This window comes from Bacillus thuringiensis, from assembly GCF_022095615.2.
In the GTDB taxonomy this organism is placed as follows: domain Bacteria; phylum Bacillota; class Bacilli; order Bacillales; family Bacillaceae_G; genus Bacillus_A; species Bacillus_A cereus_AG.
The window spans coordinates 145,233-168,639 of sequence record NZ_CP155560.1 but is presented as its reverse complement, the minus strand read 5'-3'; the positions used below and the strand labels follow the sequence as shown (position 1 = coordinate 168,639).

Here is a 23,407-nt window from a genome sequence, read left to right as displayed (position 1 = left end):
CCCCATCGCTATCAACCTAAGCTTATGCAAAGTCAATTTTAGGCGAGATTGTTTCTTTTTTCTAAAGGGCAAGTGTAGGTGATTGAAAGATTTGCATACGAAATAAACCCTAACGGGTTTCACTTTTTTGAATTAAGCGGCTTGATTATCAGACATGGTACAATTGTAAACAACACCTAATATATCAAAGACTGTTTTTTTCTCATATCGATGAGATTTCCGCCCGTTTTGCTGTAGGAGATTGAACAGGCGAAGTAACATCTTTGATAGCTCTTGGGTGTTTTTTTGTATAGTTTGGAATAGAAGAAGAAAATAGTCTTTAATCATATATATGGCTTTATACTCACTAAGCTCTCGTTTTTTCTTCATGAGGAGCAATTGGCGCATCTGAAACATGATAGAAGAACAGAGTAGAATGGCAATCAACTGACCATATAAATGGCACTCCAATCGTTCAGGTTTTATCTTTTTACAATGATGAATTTGAAAGAATGACTTCCACGTTTTAAATAAAATTTCGATTTGCCAACGCAGAGAATACCAGTCATGTACCTGTCCCATCGGGACAATATCTGTAGGGGTGTTTGTCATATATACATTGATACCACTGAGTCGTTTACTACGAGGAGAATACTTCATTCCTTTCTTTTTTTCTCTTACAGTTTGATCTTGTAATCGTTTTTGTTGCTGTTGTTTTGTTAATCGATGAACAATTACACGAGCTGGCACTTTATCAATCATTCCTACATAAGCATCAGCTATTTCACATGTTTGTCCTGGTTGAAGGGAGTTCATTAACGCCTCCATGTCTATCTGTATATACTCCGTACCTTTCTTAATTCTTCCATCTTGAAAATAATCAGGGTTAGGATTTTTTTGATAAATACGTGTATTCGACTTAATACGAGAGATATAGTAGGCCTCTTTATCTTGTATATATTGAAGGTCTTTTAAATGAAAATAACCTAAATCTCGGATACATAAATCATTCGCTGCCACAGTTGGGACACACAGAGAGCCGTAAGTGCGATCATGTTGTTTACCTGGACCTGTATGAATATGTAGGAACTGTCCACTTAACAAATCATACTCAAGTTGAATTTTTATCCCAGCTGTATGGCTACATCCTCCTGCACCTGGATAAACTGATGAAAATACATCCGGGAGTTGAAATGCAGTTGAATCTAAAATACGAATACGCTTGAAAACAGAAGTGTATGGAGAAGAAATCGGCATAGATGCGACCAATTTTTTGCTTAGTAGTTCGGCTAGTATGTGTTGTAAAAGTTGGACGGCGGCCTTATTAAACCGTTGATTCAGTCCCTCAGGACTGATGAGTACTTCTGTTGATGCTTCTAAACAGCTAGATAACTGAGTTAAAGAAGTCATAGCTACATTTTGGCTCACCCATACACATAAAGCTACTAAATCTTTTGCTTGGTACTTACTGGTTCGTTGTACAAAACCAACATCTCTAGCAAGATCCCGTAAGGTATTTGGAGATAAAAAACTTTGAATCTCTTGAGCAAATAGTTGTAATTCATTGGATACAGAAATAGACATAAAAAACCGCCATCCTTTCCTATGATTCTACAGAAAGAATAGCGCATTTTTTCATTTTGGGGGAGAACTTTGTTTTATTAGTTTGATAGCGATTGAGTAGCACCACAGCGTTTAAGAGTACATCTGTATAACAGTTACTCATTAGGTATTCTATATTTCTGCTAAACAAGACTCCTAAAAATCAGTGCGTTTATAAATTCTCACCGTTAAGAAGTAAGAGCCGATAAATATAAGTATGGTAACGATTGAAACAAGTATAATGAGTTGATTAATAGTAAATTGTGTAGTCACGCTATATGCAAGGTCAGTAATATTTACATATGCCTCAATTGTTCTCCATAAAACAACAAATACAGGAAAAATAATGCTGACAGCAGCTATCAAATATTTATTGGTAAAGCGATAGAAAAATGGTAAGTAGAGAGATGTAAACAACATTGCAGTAAGAATACTAATCACAATTTCCTGTGGAGTTGCAATTTGGCCATAAGTCGGAGATACAAACTGAATTATTGCTTGAATCGATAAAGAAAATGACACCACTATAAGCATAAAAATCATTGTACCTATATATTTTGACATAATAATTGAATTTCTACTATAAGGAAGGCTGTTAATAAACTTGTGACTATTATTCTTTGCATCATAATAATGTAGATTTATCACATAAGACCCAACTGGTAAAACGACCATTAAGTAAAAGCTTCCAAATGTCATAATAAAAAAGCATATGATAATCAAATACAATAATATAATTAATTTTTGCAATCGAAAGTCCTTTAATATTAAATTATACATATTGAATATTCCCCTTTTTTGTATAGTACATAATATCTTCTAATGTCGCTTCTTCAATTAAAAAATCATTCCCTAGTTGAGTATGTGTATGGAGTGCATTACTTGTAAGTGCTTCAAATCCAATGTTTGTTTCACGAATCCCAATCAATTGTTCCCTGATTTTTGGTGTAAGTAAAGCTGTATCCCCTTTTACAATTGCATATTCTTCAGAAATACTATGCATATCTTTTTCGAACACAATTTCTCCATTATGAATAAATACAATATAATCAGCTATACGGTCTAAATCAGTTGTAATGTGCGTAGAGAAAAAGATTGTTTTATCTTGATCGACCATTAAATCATAAAGAATGTCTAAAATTTCTCTCCGAAATACAGGGTCAAGCCCAGAAGTTGGTTCATCCATAATAATAAATTCGGCATGGTGCGAAAGTGCAAACGCTAGAGAAGTCTTCATTTTCATCCCTTTAGACATCTTTTTCATTTTTATGTTAGTCGGTAACTCAAAGTTTCGTATGTAGGATTGGAAGCGATTTTCATCCCATTTTTTATAAGCTGGAGCAATGAATTTTTTCAGTTGATGAACTGTCATATCTTCATAAAAGATATTGTCATCATATACGAATCCAATACGCTCTTTAATAGAAACTTGATCCTTTTGATAATCCTTACCAAAAACTTTGATATCTCCACTATCCTTGCTAATAAGATCCATAATTAGTTTAATTGTTGTACTTTTTCCTGCGCCATTTCCGCCAACAAATCCCGTTACAAACCCCTTTTTTATGTTGAACGATACATTTTTTAAAGAAAATCCATTATATGTTTTTGAAACATTTTTCAGTTCTACAATGTTTTCCACTTCTATTCCTCCTCATAAATACGATGAATAATCTGTATTAACTCATCCTTTAATAAATGATTAGCCTTACTCTCTCGGACGATTATGCTGAACTTTTCACGTATTGGATCACTTGGTTCATCTACTTGTTTCTTTTTTGTTTGTTTTGCAACAAATGAGCCTTTCCCCACTATAGAGTAGATGTAACCTGCTTTTTCAAGTTCTTCGTATGCTCTTTTTGAAGTAATAACACTTACCTTCAAGTCTCTAGCTAATGAACGCATGGAAGGTAATGCATCATCTTCTTTCAATGTCCCATTTGATACTTGTAATATAATTTGGTCAATGATTTGTTGATAAATAGGAGACTTAGACTTATTTGATAGTAAGATTCTCATGATTCAACTCCTTGCGTCTTAAATGCTTATGAACACATTATACACACTATGCACAATATATACAATATATACATTTGGAGCGATGTTAATTTTTCATATAGGATACCGTCACATTGATAAAAAAACGTTATCCTTTCCTATGATTTCTCAGAAAGAATAACGTCTTTTTCATTTTAGGGTGTATTTTGTCTTGTTAGCTTGATAGCGATGTGGCTGAACCCCTAAACGTACAATTTTCTTTTTTCGTTCGTGTCGGGTCTTATAACATTTAGGTAATCAGCTATTTGTTAATTGTCAGGCAGATATTTTTAGCTAAAAAAACTATAATTGAAATATAATACAGATTACGAACCGTTTTACACGTATCTCGGTTGAACTTCTGAATCACATATTGTTATAATCACTGCTATTCTTCTCTAATTACATCTATAACGTTATCCTTTTTAATTTTCCCCAGCGGAATTAGTACCGATACATAACTAATCAACAGTGCAGTTATAAAAGTGATAAAGCTAGATTGATAAGGAATAATCCATTCAAACGAAACCGTATTTGACAGTGCTACATAAAGAATATATGACAACATACAGCCGAAAAAGATTCCTTGTATGCTTCCAAAGAAACCGTACAGGAGCCCTTCATATATAACCATCTTTTTCAAATCCTTTTGCGACATGCCAATCGATTTTAAAGCAGCTAATTCTTTTCTTCTCATAATGATGCTGACTGTGATGGTATTTAAAATATTTACACAACCAATTAGTGTAATAACAGCTATAAATCCGTACCCTAATATTTTTATATAAAGTATATTGTCTGTATGGAAATTACTTTGAACAATATTATTTTTCACTTCTATAGATGCATCTCCACCCAGTTTCTTTTGTATATCTAAAATTGTAGCATCAGCCTGAGATTGATTCTCTAAATCAATTTCAAAACCTGTTAATTTTTGTGGCGATGGTGTAATATTTTCGGCTATTTGTTCACTAGTAATAAAAGTTATGGTATCCATCACTCTGCTCATATTAAAAATATCCAATTCTACAATTGCAGCTATTTTTAAAGTTTCTAGTTTTTCTTCATTGTAGGAGATTTCCTCTATAGGTTTTCTTTCCTGCCGACTTGTTATTTGGATTTCATCCCCTACCTGAAAAGTACTTAGAGAACCTATATATTTTTTACTTGTATTCATATCATTTGATGCAGCTTGCTTTACTAAAATAACCTCTTTTTCACGATTTAATTTTGAAATATCAATTCTTCCACTAGTTACATTTTCAGCTAATTTCTTTAAACTATTCTCATCGTATGCTTTTATTTGCGTTTCCATAATTTCTACAGTTTGATTATTGTATTTTACTTTATGATACAGCGATTCATTTCCTTGTAATTCTTTAATTTGTTTATTTTTTGGTACTCTCGTATAAAAATCATTTGCCTGATATTGCTTGTACAGATTCTCTACGTTATTAACTTTATAAATATTTCGACTCATACGATCTATGCTAGGCTTGTCTAAATTTGAATTAACCGTAACTGATATATCCGATTTTAGAGCTTGAATTTCCGGTTGTTTACGCTGAATGACAGTATCTATGAGAAACGTAAACGTGATATACAGTACACTACTTATAATAATAGACAAAATTGTAACTGTATATCTATTGGGATTTCTTTGGATATTTTTCAATGCCATACTTAACGGAAAAGATAGTGGTTTCTTTAGTTTTGTTCTCTTTTTTTTCTTTATTTTTTCTTTTTTTATAGCCAATCGGCTACTTACGGCCAGTAGCGGTGAAATTCTACCTGCAAAAAAAGCAGGAAAATAGCTTGAAATATAAACAGTTATCAATGTAATTAACGAACTTACACATATAATTAACCAATCTAATTTAATTGTATATCCCATAGAGTTTTTAAGTACGTTTATCAGTACTTGATTAAGTAAAAAGACTACTGATATACTGCACAAAATCCCAAAAAAGATAGCAATAATAGAAAGAAATGTTGCTTCTCTTATCACAATTTTTCTGATTTGTTTTTTTGTAGCTCCAATACTCCTCAATAGCCCAAACTGTTTCATTCGCTCTACTATACTAATTTGAAATGCATTGTAAATAATAACAATCGTAGAAATCACAACAATCCCAATACTAATAGCGGCTGCCACCATTATCTCCACACTAGGCTTTAAGGATTTCTTTAATTCGTCATTCACTCTTATATTTTCTTTATTCGTCAATAATTTAAATTGGTTTTCAACTTCCTCAAAGTTTGCGTACTTATGCAATTCAATCAATACGCTACCTTCACCAACTTTGAACTTATTTTTATATGTAAATAATTGACCAGTTTTATTTTCCTGAGTACTACTAGACTTATTTAGCAAACCAACAAGTTTATATTTTTTTTCATGAATAGTAAACATACCGCCTAATTTAAGATTGGGACCGAAGTAAGGCAGCATCCATTTTTCCAAAACAGCCTCGCCTTCATTTGAAGGCAGCTTACCTTCCACAGGAATACTAGACTGTAACAGCTTCAATGCTTGATGATCTGCATACATATAAGAAACAGCTATATCATCAACATGGAGCACCTCTCCTGGAGTTATGATGCCATAAGAAGATATATTCGGATTACTTTTTATCATATTGAAAAGCTTTTGATTATAATTTTCAACTGAAATATTTGCAGAACCCATAGAACCTTTTTTAGCATTATCAATTCCCGAAGTGTATCCACTATTTAAAAAAAGTCCAATCGTTGTTATTAGCGCCAATGCTAGAATAATACCTGTTAATGTTAGCAGAGTACGTTTTATATTACTTCTGAGATATTTTTGACTTAACTGTTTGTAACTATGAATCAATACTCCTCCCCTCCACATTTCTCTTGATTTTGTACTAATTTTTCATCTGAAATAATCATGCCATCTGTAATGGTTATAATTCGATCAGAGTTTGATGCGATAGCAGGGTCATGAGTAATTAAAATCACCGTCTGATTATATTTTTTAGCCGTTACTTTCAATAAATTCAGAACTTCTTTTGTATTTTTTGTATCTAGATTTCCGGTTGGTTCATCCGCTAATATAATATCGGGTTTATTTATAAGAGATCTACCAATAGATACCCTTTGTTGTTGACCACCCGATAATTCAGAAGGCAAATGATCTCGTCTTTCATTTAACCCTAGCGTTTTTATAATTTCATCCAGGTAATGATCATCTACCTGTTCTTCGTCCAACAGTGCTGGCAAAGCAATATTTTCTTGTACATTTAAGACAGGAATTAAATTGAAAAACTGAAATATAAAGCCAACTTTTCTTCGGCGAAAAATGGAAAGTTCATTATCTTTATAATTGTAGACATTTTCATCACCTATAAACACATTTCCCGAACTCGGACGATCCAGCCCTCCTAAAATATGCAATAAGGTACTTTTACCAGAACCTGATGCTCCAACTATGGTTACGAATTCTCCCCTATGAATGGAAAGATTAATTCCTTTTAACGCCTGTACTTGCGTTTCTCCCTCTCCATATGTTTTTACAACATTTTCTAATCTAACAACCTCCATACAACTCATCCTTTTCACAGATTAATTTTGAATCTCTACAAAATAGATTTTATCCTTATCGTACTCACCATTCTCGTCTTTTACTGCATACACTTTTGAAACGTATTCGACCACCTTTTTTACTTTGTTTTTATTTTTATAATCAAAATTTTCTTTTGCAAACTGAATTAACGAAAGGCTTACTTCTTTTTCTTTTAATTGTTTATATGTTTCCTCATTAACAATTACTATCGGTGATGAAAAATAGCCAATCCAATTATTTTGTTTAATATGTTGAACAGGTATCATTTGTCCATCTAAATTTAAATTTCCATCCTTAACTTCCTCATCTTCCGCATTTTTTCTATAAAATAAGTTTTTTTCACTCGCTAATTCTTTTATTTCTCTTACCGGGGTTGAAGTTATTGAACTATCTTCTTTAGATAAGGGTGTTCTTACAATTCCTTTTTTTAAGAATTTTTCAGCTGTAGATTTTGTAATTACCGCATATTGTTTCTTGCTAACAGATGATGTATCAATTTGCTTGTCCATCTCTTCTTCAGTCATATTTTCTCCTTTTTCTTTCCATTCTTTCTTAATTTCTTCTTTCTGTTCGGTAGTGAGTTCTTGTTTTATTATTTCTGTAACCAATTTATAACTATAATCTGCTGTTCGTACGTTTTGATCTTTATACAGATTTTTGACAGCTGATATATTTTCTTTCGTTCCAGATACCATGATACCGTTTACTGGTTGTGAGGGACCATTTATATACCGATTTACAGCAAACCCTATACCTATAAAAATTACTGTTACTACTAGAAATCCTATTATCTTTTTCATTTTCTTCCTCCTCATATACTATGTTTAATCTGGGATTAGAACAGTAGGTTTTTTCTTTATATAAACAGTGGCTAAAATGTTACAAGTCTTAATAAAGAATGATTACCTTCAGTATAGACGTCTTTAATTGTTAATTGAATAACTCTTGTCTTACTATATATACTTTAATCTTACAGTTTAGTAAGATTACTAAATCTAACTTTTTATATACTCGTAACTCTGATCAAGATATACTTTAAAATTAAACGGCTTTTATACACTTATTTAAGTACACACATACTTTTCAAATTCTCAAAAATACGCTCCCATTCGGCTCTTATTCTCAATGATCTGTTTTTAAAAATTCATTTACATAATTAATGCGAATTTAAATTTCATTTAACATTTTTGTATTAGATAACTTAAACAAAACTTTACTGATTGTATAAAAACGTACAAATTCAACAAGACACTATTACAAGTTTTTTCAAAATATAAGCGAGTACATGTATGAATTACGTAAATATTCTGCTTTAAGTAATTGTTGTATCTGATTATGTACTGAAAAGCATTAAGCCAATTTGGGTATTATGCTTATACTCAGAAAAGCCTCTAAAAGTCCATTTCCATACTTAACTATTTTAAATTAGCCAATCAACGTGTAAAATAACTGTCATAATCTAAAATACTGCCATAATCAAAGACAAATGAGGAGAGATACTGTGGATAAAGTATTATTCGTTGAAGACGATAACGATCTAGGAATGGCTATTGAGTTTACTCTAAAAGGAGAAGGACTTGAGGTTATAAGAGTTTCTACTGTACAAGATGCAAAAGACCAATACGAAAATAATAATTTTGACTTAGCTATATTGGATGTTGGACTCCCAGATGGAAATGGGTATGATTTATGTACCTATCTTAAAAGAAAGGGTGATATACCTATTATTTTTCTCACAGCACTGGATGAGGAGGCAAATGTAGTAATGGGCCTTGATATTGGTGGAGATGATTATATAACAAAACCCTTCAGGGTAAAAGAGCTATTATCTAGAGTAAAAGTACAATTAAGAAAAAAAATTAAAACAGCTTCTAATACTATATTGAGGTCTGAAAATATACAGCTTGAAGTTGAAGCGGCCAGAGCCTTTAAGCATGAGAAAAGTATAAATTTAACACATTTAGAATACAAACTCTTATTAACGTTAATGCTAAATCCTCATAAAGTGTTACAAAGAAATGAGATATTGAAAAAAATAGCAGATGAAGGTGAAGTGTTTTTCGATGAAAATACTCTTTCTGTTTATGTAAAAAGATTGAGAAGTAAAATTGAGGATAATCCACAAAATCCTGACTGTATAATCACACAAAGAGGTGTCGGATATTTCTGGAATAAAGACGTCAGTAAGGAGTAATTTAATGATAAATAGAGAAATAAAAATTAATATACTTACATTAGCATTAATCTGTTTTTTATTTATTATATATCAAGTTATCACAGTTCATATTCTATATGACCATTTAAAAAATGATTATATTACTATTTGGAGTGAAATTACTGGAAAACTAATTGAACAAAACCCAGAAAATGAATACGAAATAATACAAGCACTTACAAATGATACAGCCAATAAAAAAGATTATTCCAGCGATGGAGAAATGCTATTAAAACAATATGGTCTATCTGCTGAATTAGATTCAAGACTTTTTCCTTATTTAAATAAACATATATCCCAAAACAATATATACATGTTCCTTGGAGCAATAGGGTTCAGCTTAATCCTAATTTTTCTAAATTACTTACAATATAAATCTTTTTTCTTAAAAATTAGAAATGTAACAGCTGCAGCGAATAAAATTATTGAAGGTGATTACACCATTGATATCAAGGAAAATAGAGAAGGTGATCTAGCTAAACTTGCTAATTCTTTTCATAAACTGAAAAATGTTATTAGAAAAAGTATGCATAATTTAATGGAAGAAAAACAATTTTTAATTCAAACTTTACAAGATATTTCTCATCAACTAAAAACACCCCTCTCAACACTAACAGTGAACAATGATATCTTATTACAAGGTAAATTAAATGAACAACAATATCATTTTTTACACAATAATGATATTCAAATTTCAAGAATCAACTTTTTAATACATAATTTATTAAAAGTTTCAAAAATAGATGCTAGAGCAATACTATTTGAAAAAGAAAACTCTGATATTATTGATACAATTTATGAGGTCATTGCTAGTTTGAACAGTAAATTAAATAAAAAAAATATGAACATACATTTAAAAACCAATGAAAAAATATCACTTTTCCATGACAGTATTTGGATGCAAGAAGCTTTATTAAATATTTTAAAGAATTCCATTGAACATTCAAATGATAATAGTTCTATTTATATTGAAGTCACAAACTCTCCTATTCATACTGAAATAATAATTCAAGATTTTGGTGAAGGTATTGCATCAGAAGATTTGCCATATATATTTGATAGATTTTACAAAACAAAAAATTCAAATAAAGAAGGCTCCATTGGAATTGGCTTAGCACTAGCGAAATCAATTATCGAAGCTCACCATGGATTTATTAAAGTAGAAAGTCAAAAACACTCATTCACAAAATTCACAATAACTTTTATGAAGTATTAATAGTTCACAAAATTCACAATAACTTTTTCGTTTTAGGGGTAATTAAGAATCTTAGCTTGATGGGTATATGGTGTTACCCCTAGTTTTATCTAACTGGAATTGAATCCCCTTGTTATAGATTTTTATTTTATTATTATTAATTATGGTACATGAAATTATTAATAATGAAATAAAAAAAGCTCCCCTGAAAGGAGCTCCTTACATTACAAAACACTTAAGAAATTCTGCTAATAACAGCTCTACTTATGATTTGGAGTATGGTTATAACTCATCCACCCCTGTTTGTTACGATAAATCATTGGTCGAAGACTATTCTTTTTCTGTATATTATTTCAAACTCTTTAGATTTTTTCTTTTTGTGAAATTTACCTCAAAACAAATTAACTAGATAACAAAACGTAAAGTAACAATGCTGCTGCCTCTTGTCGCTTCATACTTTGTTTTGATAGATAATCTGCTGATCCATCTTCATTATATATAACCTCAGGCCCTACTAAACGATGACCTACAATGTTTTTCACGGATTCTATTGCCCAATCATCAGTTTCTCCCTTTAATGTTGCATCTGCAGATGGCGCTCCTAACATTTTTAAATACTGCCAGGTAATCCATGCTGCTTCTTGTCTAGTAATTGCACGGTCTGGATGGAATTGTTCCCCTTCTTTTTCATATAAAATACCAATTTCATATAACTTTTGAATATGTGGTGCATACGAATGATTTTTCACATCAGAAAACACTGGTTCTTTTTTTGAAGGTGGCGTAAAGTAAGCAATTTGAGATAAACAATATGCAAATTCTGCTCGTGTAAGAGAAGATTCTGGAGTGAAATTCCCCTCCTTATTTGCTTGTAATACCTCGTATTGATGTAAAGGATTTATAAACTTAGCATATGGATGATTTTCATCTACGTCTTTAAATTTCTCAGGCTCACTTAACTTCACCGCTGAGCTGCCAGAGTTCCAATGTATCATTTCTTTCACAGTACCATCTTTGTGAAGTTTAAATGCCATATAATTCCCTTTTTCATCCTCAAATAGTAAAGGGTCTATTTGTTTTAGCTCCTGTTTACCATAAACCTTATCACTTACATATAACTTTCCTTCACTGATGTTCACATGTGACATTAGATTTTTTAATCTCAAATCACGGTAAACCCCTTCAAATTTCTTTAATTCTTCTTCATTAGGTTTTAAATATTCAGGCTTTGTCTTATCTGGGAAATATTCATTCATAAAATCATCAAATACTTCAACAGGTAGTGCTGAACTATCTTTATTTGTAACAACAAAAACTCCAATTTTATGCTCGGGAATTAACCACATTAAAGATGAAAAACCTGGGATATTTCCACCTTTCCCAAACACATATTGCCCGTTATGACTTTGCGGTGAAAAGAACTCAAATCCGTATGTCATATTAGGGTATTTAGGATGTAAAGCAAATTTTGTTTTTTGCATATCTTCTACAGTTTCTTTTTGTAGTATATGGTTATTTTTAAATTTACCATCATTCAATTGAGCAATCATGAAATTGGCTACATCACTCCCTGTAGAAAACATACTCCCTTGTGGCATATCTGTTGGTCTTGTTTGATAAAATGGAATGGTATTACCATTAGCATCATACCCTGTTGCAAGCTTCTCTTTAATAAAATTAGTCATAACAAAACTGCTATTATGCATTTCTAAAGGGTAAAAAATATTTTTGGCCATATATTTGTAAAAAGGTGTGTTTGTCAGATTTTGAACAATATACCCTTGAAGCATAGAAGCAAAATTATCATATGTATATGTATCTCCTGGCTTTCTCACTACTGTTGGCATATTATCTTCTACATAATCTTTAAGCATTGTATAATCATTCTCTTGATAATGGATGTCCTCTGGTCTAGGATCTACGTAATCAAACCCTGTTGTATGGGTAAGTAAATGCTCCATTGTAACTGGTTCACCCATGTTATTTTGGTACTTTAATCCCCCCATATAATTTACTATATCTTTATTTAAATCAATTTTTCCTTGTTCAACTAACTGCATGACAGCACTAGCAGTAAAAACTTTTGATATTGACGCTAATCGAAAAACTGTTTTTTTAGGATCGATAGGAGTATTCTTTTCTTTATCGGAAAATCCGAATCCCTTTTGAAATAGAATTTGATTATCCTTTACAACGACAAGAGCTACACCCGCTGCGTTTTCTTTTTTCATTTTCTCTGGAATTACTTTATTGGTGAATGCTTCTACATCTTTAGGATTTAATGTTATAGGTGCAACAGTTTCGGCTTTTGAATAATTGCTCCCCAGAAAAACTAATAAAAAACAAATACTTACAGCTACTAACCTTTGAAAATAATTTTTAATTCTTTTGTTCCTATTCCCCAAATTAATTCCCCCTTTAATAATAGATTTATTGATTATTCATTTTTAGGTTAACCAACCATATTCTACCATTACAAAGGTATTTTTTCTAATTTTATTTCAATTCTGTCATTTGCCCACTGTCCCCCTTTGAAATTAGTATAAATACCATTAGGTCTTAGTTATAGAGAATGCTATAGCATAAAAAACAGGACAGTCTTTAATGTAAACTTTCATCGACAGGTTTTTCATAACATCCTATATGAAGAAAACACCCATCCTTTATAATCAATATATTTGGATGAGTGTTTTGTAACGCATTACTTATTCTATTCTTACTGGGCACTAAGCGATTTAAAATGATACCTTAGTTTTTCAATTTCCATTTAAAGTCTATTGACTGTATATATCTTTCTCTATATTCTTTAACAACATTTCCAACCTGTCCCTAGTAACTTGATTAAAATGTGGATTTAATTCCTTTATTATGAATTCAAGTAACTCATAGCTTATGTATTCACCCAATTCCAGTGAATATTGTTCAGCTAAAAAAGACTTTAATTTTTTAGAGATATCAATCTTATCCTTTTTACTAATCTTTATCTCCATTCGATAACAAACCCCTCTTAGATTAATCTGAAAAGCTAATTAAAATAACTTTTTATTACCTGCGAACTGGTCACTGTTGAATTTTTTTTTTTTTTGAAGTATCTCTGTTTTATATATTACACAGCAGAATATATAAAACAAAGCCCAAATACAGAATTTTTAACTTTATCAACTTTTTTAGGAATTCCAAATAAAATTAACTTTTTCATATTATAAAAAAGTTTTCTATAAATTTTTCATACTTTCTACTTTTTTGGTACTTTCATTACTGTAAGTTGAAATTTTCCTCATTTTTAAAATAATACAACCTAGACTAAATGCAAAAAGAGAAAATATCCCAAAAGTAACAGTGATAGTATTTAATGATAGACTCCAGCTAATTAGGAAAGATACTAATGCCCCCCCTAAACTGGCCGATGCAATAAATAGACTAGTCACTTGATCAATATTATTTTCCATAATACGGGAAGCTAGGATTAATGTTATTGGAAAAACACCCGCTATGACTAAACCAATAATAAAGATGATAAACAAATACATACCTGTACCTCGAACAAAGGGAAATAGAGATAAAAGAATCACTAATGTAAAGCAACTAGATGTAATGTATGTCCAATAATTAAATTTATGGGCTAGCTTACCTACAAGTATTCTTCCTATAACTATTGCTAGCCAAAAACAAGATATACTTACTGAACTGATTAATTCATTATTGGTAAGAATCATTATTGTAGATAAAAAATTTGCAAGATTAGTTTCTATGCCTGCGTATAAGAATGCAAAAAGTGAAATGAATAATATAACTTTAATCTTCTCACTTTTAAATTTAAGAGTGAATGAGGAAAGGGATGCTCCTCCCTTTTCATTATTTTGAGGAGAAAAATTTAGAAATTTTGTACGTCCAAACATGTACCAAACAAATAGTGTAAAAATAAAGAATAGTAATATCCCATAAAGAATAAAATACCATTCATAAAATTTTATAATATAATTAACTAGTAACGGAAACCCTAGCGCCCCAACCCCAAACCATACTTCGAGAATACTAAATTTAGCAGCACTATTCCTTTCTGCTGAAATAATAAAGGAACCCACCGTAGTTTCTAACAAACCTGCTCCATAGCCTAATACAAAGCAAATAACGGCTAAATATGCCCATTCTTTAATATATATAAAACCTCCTAGAACGATAGACATTACTAAAACACCTAATGTTATTGTTTTAAAATAATGATACTTTCTTACTAGTATGGGTGAACTTAGAACACCGAATAAAAAACCTGTGAATTGAAAAAATATTAAAACACCTAATTGATCAGGGGTTCTTCCATAATATTGTATTAATGAAGGAATTAAACTACCTATGCAAACATGTATTATTCCTACAATAAAATAAAACAAGCAACCATAATAAAACATTAACCGCATCTTTTCTCAACTCCAATCCAAAATAAAAACAGGGATTTAAGTAAATGTTCTAAACCCCTGTTTTTACCATAAAACTAAATAGTTGCTACAGATTGTTCTTTATTACTACTGCTTTTATCAAAAAACATATCCAATATAACTTGTGAACGAAATCCATCTTCAAATGTTGCTACAGACTTTTTAGGGCCACCTTCCGCAGCCTTTGCCCATTCTATAATTTCATTTCTAAAAGAATCAGACCATTCAAAAATCTCATTTTCTGGATCGACTAGTAAAGGTAATGGTAATGGGATTTCATATTTTTCCAATCCATCAAAGAGTACATATTTATTTGGTTCTTTAGAAGAATACTTATATTCTTTCTTCGTACCTATTACCTCTATACTAAAACCACAATCGTCAAGAAACGAACTTTTAGATGTTGTAATATTAACAAAAACCTTATTGTTCAATTGGCCATACACCTCAGCATAGTCATCAACAAATACTGGTTTACTTTCTTTTTCCTTAACATTTGTTTTAATTTTAGTACGAACGGTATCCTCTCTAAAATCACTCTCGAACAAAAACCATAGTAAGTCTATTAGATGGATCCCCAAATCTCCCAAGGCCCCACTAGTTTTATTACTTTGAAAATCATCTCGCCAAGTAAACGAAGTTCTCCTAAAAGCGCTATTCTTTTTAAAATGCAATCTTATCACTACTATTTCCCCTAATTCTTCATTTTGAATTAATTGTTTTAAAGCCTTAACATAGGATAAGTAGCGATAGTTAAACCCCATTGAAGCGACTAAATTAGTATTTTTTGCTATTGTCATCATATATTTTGCTTCTTCACAAGAGATTGCCATTGGCTTTTCACATAACACATGTTTGTTTTTTAATAACGCCTGAACAGCTTGAGATTTATGACAAAAATTCGGGGAAGATATTATTACCCCATCAACTACTTCTAGTAAATCTTCATAGCTATTAAAAACCTTCCCACCAAAATCCCCTATCAATTTATCGGCATTCTCATAATTAACATCATACACTCCAACTAATTTACAATTATCAACAGTTGATAATGCTCTAGAATGAGCTCTTGCAATACTTCCTGCACCTATAATTCCAATATTCATTATATGAACATCCCCTTTTAATTAATAATGTGCTTTAGAGTATTTAAAATTCCAATCGAGTATTCACCTTGAGCTAACATTGAGTGTATTTTTTTAGCCTCTTCTGTTGCATTTTCTACTAAATAACCATGCCTTACAGCTTGTAGCATTCTTAAATCATTCCCACTATCTCCAAAAGCTATTGCATTTGTTTTATCTAGTTCGTACTTGTCTAAAATAAATTTCACTATCTCATCTTTACCTGTTCCAAGTGGAATAAAATCTACATCATAGCAATTTTCTGGATCACCAGCTAATGGATTACATTTGTTAATATTAACTCCAACTTGGAATATTTCTCCGATTTCTTCTATCTTTTCTAAATTCTTTGCATCAATAAATTCATTTTGCTCTTCATAATAGAAATTAAATTTGTACTTAGAACTTCCTAATTGTGTCTGAGGTCTTAAAAAAATTTCATATTTTATTTCTAGCAATTTAAGAATTCTTTCAATCTTTGAAGAATCAAAACCACCCTCTATAATTCTCCTTTCCCAAATTTGATCATCTATAGTAGTCCCATTACTATCAAAGTACGTTATTTCTGTACCTAATCCACTCGCCACAAAATGAGGGAAATACTGAATACCACTCTTTTTCATTTTTTCAACAATTGATTCTAAACTACTTCCCGTTACCCAACCAATTACTAAATCCCCTTTACTTCCGTGTTCATACAAATAACTTTCTAACAATTTCATATTGCTTCTTTTAGAATCATCCATGTTATGAGGATAATAAGTTTCATCAAAATCACAGAAAACTACATATTTAGGCTTTTGAACCTGTGGTAGTCTTTCAAAATTTAAAGACTTTAAAACTTCATTATTTATTGACATTGAATAATCCCTCCAAAACGAAATTTTGCTCTTCTAACATCATATTTGGGTGTAAAGGTAAATGTAATATTTCTTTATGAACTTGTTCTGTATTTAATATATTTTTTTGCAAATCATTTTCCTTTACCCACTTAGTATTCTGTTTATGAGATAATACCGGATAATAAATATCTGTTTCAATGTTATACAATTGGTACAATTTATTTTTCAACTCGTCTCTTCTTCCATTTTTAACTCTAATCGGAAAAAGGTGCCAGACATTATCTTCTGTCATCTTAGGTAGTTTAATTAACTCTCTATCCTCTAATTCCTTTAAATCACGTATATATCGTTGAGCTAAATACGCTCTTTTTAAATTGTTGTATGATAAGTACTTAATTCTTTCCAAACCAATAGCTGCTTGCAAATTATCAATTTTAGAATTGAATCCAAAGTCTAATACTTTTTTATTTTTTTTATCAATTTCAAATCCATGATAACTATATTGATTGCAACGTATTGCAAAATTTTCATTATTAGTAACTATTGCACCTGCCTTACCACATACACCAAAATTCTTATATGGATTAAAACTAAGGACAATAATATCTCCATATTCTCCAAGATTTGAAGAACCTATAGCTTGACATGCATCTTCAATAACTCTTAATTGATATATATCCGCGATTTCACGAATTTTTTTCATTTCACATTGCTTACCATACAAATGTACAGGTAAAATACATTTAGTTTTTTGGGTGATAGCTTCTTCTATTTTAGATGGATCAATACAATAACTCTTCTGATCTATATCTACAAATATAGGTTTTGCTCCGACCGCTAATACAGCATTTTCAGTAGCAGCAAAACTATTAGCTGGCATAATTACTTCATCCCCCGGCTGGATACCAATAGATAACAATGACACCATAAGAGCATCTGTACCACTACTTGTTGCAATTACAAACTTTTTATTTAAATAACTTCCGATTACTTCTTCTAGTTTTTTTGAAAATGGTCCACTTGTGAATTGACCTGTCGGTAAAACATCTTTTAAAACCCCTATAATTTTTTCAACCTCATCTTGAGAAATCAACCGATTAACTGGCATAAATTCTATTTTCTGTATATTTTTTCTGCTATAATTGAAAATATCTTTTTCTATATCAATATCTATTTTCAATTTGTTTTCCCTAAATAATTTCTCTTTCATCTTGTGATTCGGTAATATATTACTAATTTCAAATTCTTTTTCTTTTGTTTCCCCCTGTAGGCACTTTAATAAAGCTAAATTGTCTTTACTATGTCCAGAAATTGTAGTAAGAGTTTTCACGTTAAATCACCTCTAAGAAATTATTTTGAAAATCATGAGTAGACTATATTTTATGTTATCGATTACATGTCAACATATTTTTTACGGAGGGTTTCTCTATGGTAACAATTAATGAAATAGCTAAATTATGTAATGTATCAAATGCTACGGTTTCAAGAGTTCTAAATAATCATCCTTATGTAAATTCAGAAAAACGTGAGAAAATAATAAAAGTTATGCAAGAATTCAACTATACTCCTAGTTCTATTGCAAGGAATCTTAGGATAAATAAGACACAAACCATTGCACTATCAATTCCCAATATAGATCATCCCTTTTTCGGAAAATTAGCTAGAGAAATTTCTAAAGAATTATTAAAGCATAATTACAAATTGCTAATTTATCAGACTTTTTATGAGAAAAAAATTGAACTTGAATTACTTTCCTTACTAAAGAATAAGGCTGTAGATGGTGTAATTCTCGCATCCCTAGAAAATAGTTGGGAAAATATAGAGCATTATTTAGCATATGGGCCCATAATACTTTGTAATGAGTATGAGGAAAATGCACCTATTCCGATAATTTGTTACGATGAATTTGAAGCTGGATACAAAGCTGTTAAACATTTAATAAGCAAAGGTCATAAAAAAATTGGCTTTTGTTTTGATTCTCTTAATAGTCAAGCACAATTAAAACGCCAACAAGGTTATCTGCATGCCTTAAAAGAAAAACAATTACCATTCAATAAAAAATGGCTATTTGGCGATGCAATTACTATTAATGATGGGTTTAGAATTTTTGAGAAGCTAGATAAATTAAAAGATAAACCTACTGCATTATTTACAGGAAATGATCAAGTTGCTGCTGGAGTCATTAAAGGAGCTACTATTAAAGGGTATTCTATTCCAACTGACTTAGCTGTTTGTGGTTATGATAATCAATTAATTTGTACAGTTACATCCCCAGCAATTAGTACTATTGATATTCCAATTGTTAAACTGAGTAAACGAACCGTTAACGAGATACTAATATATATAAATACAGATGAATCTATTAAACGTAAAATTATTGAATATCCTACTAACTTAATTATTCGTGAATCTACATAATTAAAATAAAAGTTTCTGCTTAAATTTATCTAATATATAAAAAGAGGACGTAAATAATAATGCGTCCTCTTTTTATATTAAGCTAAAACAATCTATTAAAATGCTTTTCACGAAGCCAAATATATAATGTCATTAAGAAAGATAAGTACTAACATTTTAACTGTTACAATAGGTGACATCACATAATTCATACCCACGACAAGCATTACATGTCACTCCATATCCAGCAATAAATTTCATTGTATTCTAATATTTAGATATTATTATTAGGAGGGTTTAGATGATGAAGAAATCAGTATTAGTAGTTGGTTTATCGGTTGTAATGTTAGCAGCTTGCGGCGAAAAAGAAATGGTTCAAAAGGAGCAGCCAAAAACACAACAAACAACGGTGAAAACAGAACAACCAAAAGATGAGCAGACACGAATGACGAAAAGTACTGAACGTAGAACCAAAGAGATTATAGAATATTTCGGTGGTACTGTAACAGCAGTTGAATTAAATAAAGAAAATAACTTGTATGTCTTATATGTTTTCGTTGACAAAACAGCATTATCAAATGCTGACGAAGGCTTACGGAAAAATTTTGGCTACAGAACGAGAACAAAGTTAAAAGACGCCGTTGCGCAGAGTGGCTTGCAAGAATACGACAAAACAACCATAAGATACTTCACATCAGATGGTAAAACAGAAATCGAATTTGAATAAGCACTCCTACGAGAGTGTTTATTATTTTCACCTGTTATTTCAAGGTTTGGAATATTATTTCTAACCTTGAAAATTCAACCAATGTTCGAAATATTATTACGCTCTTTTCTCTTTTCTTTCAATACATCATAACTTTGATTCTTTCTCATTAATATAATAAGCTAGCATTCCAGCAAGAAAAGAAACAGTTAATGGATCAATTATTACAGTTAAAAATCCCTTCAAAAGCTTACTCCCCTTGAATCCCCCCCTCTTTCACTTCATTTAGAAGTGAGGGATTCCTAAGAAAAGAGTTCTATCAAACTCTAATTGATTAGGCTATTCCCGCATCCCTTGTGGTTAAAATCCCTATTACTCCATTCTTTAAAAGAAAAAATTGTGAAATTTTATAGAATTATGTAAGACATTTGATATCAAATATATTACATTCACTATGAAATTAGCTTATTTATAGGATTTCTATAGATAAACAAGGTACTAAATTGACTCTTAAGAAGTCATTATCATTACATTTGTCGAAAAATTGAAAAAATATGTGTAGATAGATATCATCTAAAATACATATATAATTAATTTTAATTCTCTGACATAATTCCACATAATCTTTAGTTTTTTGTGCATTATGAAATAAAATGTTGCACAATGTCAGTCTTTAAAAGATTATATATCAAAACTTTAAGAGAGGAAGAAAAACTATGAAGATGAAAAGAAAAATCATGATGACAACAGCACTTGCAGCTACATTAGCTACAAGCGCACTATCTACTACATCAGTGTTTGCTGCAGAAAAAGAGACTCCTATCCAACAAAAAGAGGCTCAAATGAGTATTCAACCATTAGCACAAAATAATTTAGAAACAGCTGTTAATGCTGCCTTAAATGGTCCAGAAGTCAAAAAAATAAAAGTATTTGAGCATGAATTTAACGTAAAAGAAATAGAAGTAGTAAATTTAGGTGCAGGAAAAAAATATGTTAAGGGACAAATTTCTCATCATTTAAGTTTCCGTCCAGATGACCAATTTTATTATGAGTTTACTGTGCAAGATGGAAAGGTAGTAGATAAGCCTGTATTTAATATTGATAGAGGTGGTTGGACACCATTTGCTGCTCCACTTTTATCAATTCTTGCTGCGTATAATGGAATTCCAGTTAATCCAAATGATTTAAATACACTTGGTCAGCAGATTGGTAAAGTTATAGATGGAAGCTGGGAACATGCAGCCCAATCTATCGCAACTGTAGTTAGTCTAAGTTTTAATGAGTAGAATGTTTTAATTTTTATTAGCATTGTAGGGACCACTTTTCCTAAATAGCCTTGTTATAAGTAATTCTGAAACAGCTATAAATAGATTTTTACCGCTCACTCACATTATCTTAGTTTGTTAACCACCTTATCATTTATAATATGTCACAAAATAGAAGTCTTTTTAAGGCTTCTGTTTTGTTTGTATGCAATACAGCAACAAGCTTGTTTTTTATCTATCTTTGCTTCAATTCTTTAAGAGTCCGTTTGGCTATTAGATATAATTTATTGCAGTAAACTAATAATATCTCAAGTTAGCTCACTACCCCTTTTTCAATTACAAAAATTCATTACATTAGGAATAGAAAACAATAAATATAGTAAAAAACCATCTTATTATAGCTATTGTTTAAAGGTTAGGAGAGATAAAATGAACAAAATAAAAATGAAAAATTTCTTTAAAGTTAGCATCCTCACTTGTTTTACACTAGCAAATTTAGGTACAGCATCTACTATTTTAGCTGATAGTCATCCAGGTTATTCCTATGAATCCAATATAGGTTATCAAAATCCATCATGGATGTCAGAAGTAGCAGATTCAACAAAATTAAGTGAACTATCTATTCCAGGAACTCATGGTACAATGGCTTTACATGGAGCAAGTTTTCTTGATGAAAATTTGACAAGAAATCAAACTATGAGTCTATCCCAACAATTAAATTCCGGAATTCGATATGTAGATATGCGTGTTAAACGTGTAAAAGATTCTTTTGCAATGTATCATGGCGTTGTAAATCAAAAAGCTGTGTTTGAAGATGTATTAAAAGAGACCATTCAATTTTTAAAAGATCATCCAACAGAAACAATATTAATGCGCTTAAAAGAAGAAACTACTCCTGAAAGTGGATCTCTATCATTTGAGGAGATATTTTTAAAATATAAAAACGTTAATGCTTCATATTTTTGGGATCCTAATTCCGTACCAACTTCAGATAGAAATAACCCTACTTTAGGAGATACCCGCGGGCAAATTGTAATCTTACAAAACTTTACATCCTCTCAATTGTACGGGATTGATTACGAAGGTTTGAATATACAAGATAAATTTGAAATTGGAAGCGGACCAGACGAACTATATACAAAATGGATTGCGATAAAAAACCATCTACAAAATACAAATACTAACTTTAATAATCGGAAAATTTATCTCAACCATTTTAGTGGTACGGGAGGCGCAGCCGCATTTTTAAATAATGTATATCCTTGGTTTGTTGCAAGCGGAAAAGAGAGCAGAAATACTGACAGTAGTCCTAAATTGATTCAAGCGAATTCCACTAGTGCGTGGAGTGATTTCCCTCGCGATAGAAACGGACAAGTATACTATGGGGGGATGAATACACTTGGGACCGAACTCTTACAACAAGGCGCAATTAAACATTCTGGTATCATCGCAGCTGATTTTCCCGGTCCAGGTTTAATTGATAGTATCATTAAATTAAATGGTATACATTCAAATGAAAAAGAAATATTAATTTCACAAATATCATCTGAATCTAGTCCTTTATCCGGACAAAAAAATCGATCCAGTCAAAACTTTAAAATTGATAGTTTACCTGTAGGTACCAAAGAATTAAAATGGGTTATTGAACCTTCAGAAAAAGATCATCCTTCTACTATCTCTTTCAATGTAATGATTGATGTTTCCCTAGGTACCGATTCTATTCGTTGGAAAAATATCTCACATGGATCTAGGACTGAAGCTTACACAAATACTAAATATTATATCGCAAGTCCAATTGGTGCGACTAACAAATTCACTGTGAAAATATACGCTATTACAAATTAGAAAAAAAGAATCCCAATGGTATTCCACTGGGATTCTTTTTTGATTTCATTTCATAAATATTAGATGAAGATTAAATGTATTAGTATATCATTTAAACCATTAAGGGATTTATATTTGGAACGACCCTTTACTTTCAAAGAAAAAAGAAAAAATGTTAACTACATTCTCCTACTTA

General features: G+C 30.9%; 19 protein-coding genes. 6 read left to right on the top strand and 13 right to left on the bottom strand.

What is annotated here, in order from left to right; all coding sequences use genetic code 11:
- Window positions 1-132: 132 nt before the first annotated feature.
- From KZZ19_RS27655 to KZZ19_RS27625, 7 genes are all read right to left on the bottom strand, one after another.
- Entirely contained in the window at window positions 133-1,563 is a 1,431-nt protein-coding gene (locus tag KZZ19_RS27655; protein WP_348638065.1) for an IS4 family transposase, read from the bottom strand.
- Window positions 1,564-1,737: 174 nt separating this feature from the next.
- Window positions 1,738-2,361 (bottom strand): ABC-2 transporter permease, encoded by a 624-nt coding sequence (locus KZZ19_RS27650; RefSeq protein ID WP_088362898.1) that lies wholly within the window; start codon window positions 2,359-2,361, stop codon window positions 1,738-1,740.
- Window positions 2,354-3,223, bottom strand: coding sequence for an ABC transporter ATP-binding protein (locus KZZ19_RS27645; protein ID WP_237982532.1), 870 nt, complete (start codon window positions 3,221-3,223; stop codon window positions 2,354-2,356). The genes KZZ19_RS27650 and KZZ19_RS27645 overlap by 8 nt, the downstream gene beginning before the upstream one ends.
- Window positions 3,224-3,225: 2 nt before the next feature.
- The gene (locus tag KZZ19_RS27640) at window positions 3,226-3,600 is read right to left on the bottom strand and encodes a GntR family transcriptional regulator (RefSeq protein ID WP_237982533.1); all 375 of its coding nucleotides are present in this window, start codon (window positions 3,598-3,600) and stop codon (window positions 3,226-3,228) included.
- 406 nt (window positions 3,601-4,006) lie between these two features.
- Window positions 4,007-6,475 (bottom strand): ABC transporter permease, encoded by a 2,469-nt coding sequence (locus KZZ19_RS27635; protein ID WP_237982534.1) that lies wholly within the window; start codon window positions 6,473-6,475, stop codon window positions 4,007-4,009.
- The gene (locus KZZ19_RS27630; protein ID WP_098344025.1) at window positions 6,472-7,185 is read right to left on the bottom strand and encodes an ABC transporter ATP-binding protein; all 714 of its coding nucleotides are present in this window, start codon (window positions 7,183-7,185) and stop codon (window positions 6,472-6,474) included. Before KZZ19_RS27630 ends, KZZ19_RS27635 begins: the two co-directional genes overlap by 4 nt.
- Window positions 7,186-7,206: 21 nt before the next feature.
- A complete protein-coding gene (locus KZZ19_RS27625) occupies window positions 7,207-8,007 on the bottom strand; it encodes a lipoprotein BA_5634 family protein (protein ID WP_237982535.1) in 801 nt (266 codons plus the stop codon).
- A gap of 701 nt (window positions 8,008-8,708) precedes the next feature.
- Here KZZ19_RS27625 and KZZ19_RS27620 point away from each other — a divergent pair.
- Entirely contained in the window at window positions 8,709-9,401 is a 693-nt protein-coding gene (locus KZZ19_RS27620; RefSeq protein WP_098344027.1) for a response regulator transcription factor, read from the top strand.
- A gap of 4 nt (window positions 9,402-9,405) precedes the next feature.
- A complete protein-coding gene (locus tag KZZ19_RS27615) occupies window positions 9,406-10,638 on the top strand; it encodes a HAMP domain-containing sensor histidine kinase (protein ID WP_237982536.1) in 1,233 nt (410 codons plus the stop codon).
- 380 nt (window positions 10,639-11,018) lie between these two features.
- On the opposite strand, the gene KZZ19_RS27610 is transcribed toward KZZ19_RS27615, so the two are convergent.
- The 6 genes from KZZ19_RS27610 to KZZ19_RS27585 all read right to left on the bottom strand — a co-directional run bounded on the left by KZZ19_RS27610 (window position 11,019) and on the right by KZZ19_RS27585 (window position 18,349).
- Window positions 11,019-13,001 carry a serine hydrolase gene (locus KZZ19_RS27610; protein ID WP_432442735.1) on the bottom strand — a complete coding sequence of 661 codons (1,983 nt, stop codon included), beginning with the start codon at window positions 12,999-13,001 and terminating at the stop codon, window positions 11,019-11,021.
- A gap of 390 nt (window positions 13,002-13,391) precedes the next feature.
- Entirely contained in the window at window positions 13,392-13,607 is a 216-nt protein-coding gene (locus KZZ19_RS27605; protein ID WP_000403244.1) for a DUF2164 family protein, read from the bottom strand.
- 225 nt (window positions 13,608-13,832) lie between these two features.
- Window positions 13,833-15,035 (bottom strand): MFS transporter, encoded by a 1,203-nt coding sequence (locus tag KZZ19_RS27600; RefSeq protein ID WP_226545903.1) that lies wholly within the window; start codon window positions 15,033-15,035, stop codon window positions 13,833-13,835.
- Between the two features lie 74 nt (window positions 15,036-15,109).
- A complete protein-coding gene (locus KZZ19_RS27595; protein WP_237982538.1) occupies window positions 15,110-16,159 on the bottom strand; it encodes a Gfo/Idh/MocA family protein in 1,050 nt (349 codons plus the stop codon).
- Window positions 16,160-16,176: 17 nt separating this feature from the next.
- The gene (locus KZZ19_RS27590) at window positions 16,177-17,037 is read right to left on the bottom strand and encodes an HAD-IIB family hydrolase (RefSeq protein ID WP_237982539.1); all 861 of its coding nucleotides are present in this window, start codon (window positions 17,035-17,037) and stop codon (window positions 16,177-16,179) included.
- Window positions 17,024-18,349 (bottom strand): DegT/DnrJ/EryC1/StrS family aminotransferase, encoded by a 1,326-nt coding sequence (locus KZZ19_RS27585; RefSeq protein ID WP_237982540.1) that lies wholly within the window; start codon window positions 18,347-18,349, stop codon window positions 17,024-17,026. Before KZZ19_RS27585 ends, KZZ19_RS27590 begins: the two co-directional genes overlap by 14 nt.
- 98 nt (window positions 18,350-18,447) lie before the next feature.
- Here KZZ19_RS27585 and KZZ19_RS27580 point away from each other — a divergent pair, with 98 nt between their 5' ends.
- The 4 genes from KZZ19_RS27580 to KZZ19_RS27565 all read left to right on the top strand — a co-directional run bounded on the left by KZZ19_RS27580 (window position 18,448) and on the right by KZZ19_RS27565 (window position 23,232).
- Window positions 18,448-19,437, top strand: coding sequence for a LacI family DNA-binding transcriptional regulator (locus tag KZZ19_RS27580; protein WP_237982541.1), 990 nt, complete (start codon window positions 18,448-18,450; stop codon window positions 19,435-19,437).
- Window positions 19,438-19,717: 280 nt separating this feature from the next.
- Window positions 19,718-20,143: a hypothetical protein gene (locus KZZ19_RS27575; RefSeq protein ID WP_322349776.1), complete on the top strand. Its 426-nt coding sequence runs from the start codon at window positions 19,718-19,720 to the stop codon at window positions 20,141-20,143.
- Window positions 20,144-20,838: 695 nt separating this feature from the next.
- On the top strand, window positions 20,839-21,408 hold the full coding sequence (locus KZZ19_RS27570) for a methyltransferase (RefSeq protein WP_098264754.1): 570 nt from the start codon (window positions 20,839-20,841) through the stop codon (window positions 21,406-21,408).
- A 408-nt stretch (window positions 21,409-21,816) separates the two neighbouring features.
- A complete protein-coding gene (locus KZZ19_RS27565; RefSeq protein ID WP_237982543.1) occupies window positions 21,817-23,232 on the top strand; it encodes a phosphatidylinositol-specific phospholipase C in 1,416 nt (471 codons plus the stop codon).
- Window positions 23,233-23,407 lie beyond the last annotated feature (175 nt).

Bases quoted from the DNA above. Each gene is read 5' to 3' on its own strand.
- KZZ19_RS27655 (WP_348638065.1), bottom strand. From the start codon at position 1,563: ATGTCTATTTCTGTATCCAATGAATTACAACTATTTGCTCAAGAGATT.
- KZZ19_RS27650 (WP_088362898.1), bottom strand. From the start codon at position 2,361: ATGTATAATTTAATATTAAAGGACTTTCGATTGCAAAAATTAATTATA.
- KZZ19_RS27640 (WP_237982533.1), bottom strand. From the start codon at position 3,600: ATGAGAATCTTACTATCAAATAAGTCTAAGTCTCCTATTTATCAACAA.
- KZZ19_RS27630 (WP_098344025.1), bottom strand. From the start codon at position 7,185: ATGGAGGTTGTTAGATTAGAAAATGTTGTAAAAACATATGGAGAGGGA.
- KZZ19_RS27625 (WP_237982535.1), bottom strand. From the start codon at position 8,007: ATGAAAAAGATAATAGGATTTCTAGTAGTAACAGTAATTTTTATAGGT.
- KZZ19_RS27615 (WP_237982536.1), top strand. From the start codon at position 9,406: ATGATAAATAGAGAAATAAAAATTAATATACTTACATTAGCATTAATC.
- KZZ19_RS27605 (WP_000403244.1), bottom strand. From the start codon at position 13,607: ATGGAGATAAAGATTAGTAAAAAGGATAAGATTGATATCTCTAAAAAA.
- KZZ19_RS27600 (WP_226545903.1), bottom strand. From the start codon at position 15,035: ATGCGGTTAATGTTTTATTATGGTTGCTTGTTTTATTTTATTGTAGGA.
- KZZ19_RS27595 (WP_237982538.1), bottom strand. From the start codon at position 16,159: ATGAATATTGGAATTATAGGTGCAGGAAGTATTGCAAGAGCTCATTCT.
- KZZ19_RS27590 (WP_237982539.1), bottom strand. From the start codon at position 17,037: ATGTCAATAAATAATGAAGTTTTAAAGTCTTTAAATTTTGAAAGACTA.
- KZZ19_RS27580 (WP_237982541.1), top strand. From the start codon at position 18,448: ATGGTAACAATTAATGAAATAGCTAAATTATGTAATGTATCAAATGCT.
- KZZ19_RS27575 (WP_322349776.1), top strand. From the start codon at position 19,718: ATGATGAAGAAATCAGTATTAGTAGTTGGTTTATCGGTTGTAATGTTA.
- KZZ19_RS27570 (WP_098264754.1), top strand. From the start codon at position 20,839: ATGAAGATGAAAAGAAAAATCATGATGACAACAGCACTTGCAGCTACA.
- KZZ19_RS27565 (WP_237982543.1), top strand. From the start codon at position 21,817: ATGAACAAAATAAAAATGAAAAATTTCTTTAAAGTTAGCATCCTCACT.